The organism is Streptococcus sp. GMD4S (genome assembly GCF_000296955.1).
In genome coordinates this window covers 1-1,139 of the sequence record NZ_AJRE01000258.1, presented here as the reverse complement: position 1 = coordinate 1,139, position 1,139 = coordinate 1, and the positions used below count along the sequence as shown (strand labels likewise).

The window sequence follows — 1,139 nt, the reverse complement described above, 5'->3', positions numbered from 1 at the left end:
ATGTCATACACTGCACAACTTGTACGTACTCTTGAATACTTTGCAAAAATCGCTAAATAATTCTTGAGTCGATAAAAGCAAGGCCTTCCGGTCTTGCTTTTTCTATTTTTAGATAAAACAAAATGGATGATAGTGTCATCCATTTTGTTTTAATTCTGTTTCGAAAGTATCCGAGAGGGCAGTAAAACTCAATTGTTCTAAGGTGAGTGGATGGGTAAAGGAAAGTCGAAAGGCGTGGAGCATAAGCCGATTTGTCTTTGATTTACTATTATAGAGAGGATCGCCTAGGATAGGGTGCTTATGGTGAGAAAGGTGAACACGGATTTGATGCGTTCGACCGGTCTTTAGTTTGCAACGGACAAGGGTAGTCTGATTTGGAAATTGCTTTAGTCGGCTTACCTGGGTTTCGGCATGTTGCCCCTTTTTGGGATCTACCACTCGTTTTCTGCGATCGTGTCGATCACGACCAATTTTATCTCGGAAGATAAGTTCTTTGTTCCCCACTTGCCCCTTTACGAGTGCCCAGTACTCGCGAGCAATTTCCTTCTTCTCCAACAAACGATTGAGAATGGGTAGGATAAAAGGATTTTTAGCAAAAAGCACTAAACCGCTTGTTTCCATATCCAGGCGATGAACGACATAGCAGGTTTGACCAATGTAGGCAGAGACATGGTTGAGAAGGGCAATTTCATCAGGTTGATTTCCATGAGTTTTCATTCCCTCTGGCTTGTTAACGATAATGAGATGTTGGTCTTGATAAACCTCTTGAACGAGGTCTGGATTTCCCCAAAGGATTTCTTTTTTGGGATAATCTTCCTCGTCAAAAGTCAACTGGCAAACGTCTCCTGGTTTGACCATCTCGTTCCAGTGAACTTCTTTGTGGTTAATTAAGATGTTCTTTTTTGTTCTCAAGAAATGGCGGATCTTTCTAGGGATGAGGAGTTGTTCCTCTAGGAATTGTTTGACCGTCATTTGAGGCAAGGATTCGGGTAATGTAAATGTGAATTGCATACAGATATTGTAACAAAAAAAGCCCTATTTGGATAGGGAATAGCTAAATTCTTGAGTTCCTATGGTGAAGATGATAAAATAAACGCATGAAATTAGATAAATTATTTGAGAAGTTTCTTTCTCTCTTT

At 40.1% G+C, this 1,139-nt stretch carries 1 protein-coding gene; it reads right to left on the bottom strand.

Annotated features, from left to right (window positions below; all coding sequences use genetic code 11):
• Positions 1 to 135: 135 nt before the first annotated feature.
• Positions 136 to 1,011: an RluA family pseudouridine synthase gene (locus GMD4S_RS09175; protein WP_001160826.1), complete on the bottom strand. Its 876-nt coding sequence runs from the start codon at positions 1,009 to 1,011 to the stop codon at positions 136 to 138.
• Between the last annotated feature and the right edge of the window lie 128 nt (positions 1,012 to 1,139).

Coding starts and splice junctions, on each gene's coding strand:
- GMD4S_RS09175 (WP_001160826.1), bottom strand. CDS start 1,011: ATGCAATTCACATTTACATTACCCGAATCCTTGCCTCAAATGACGGTC.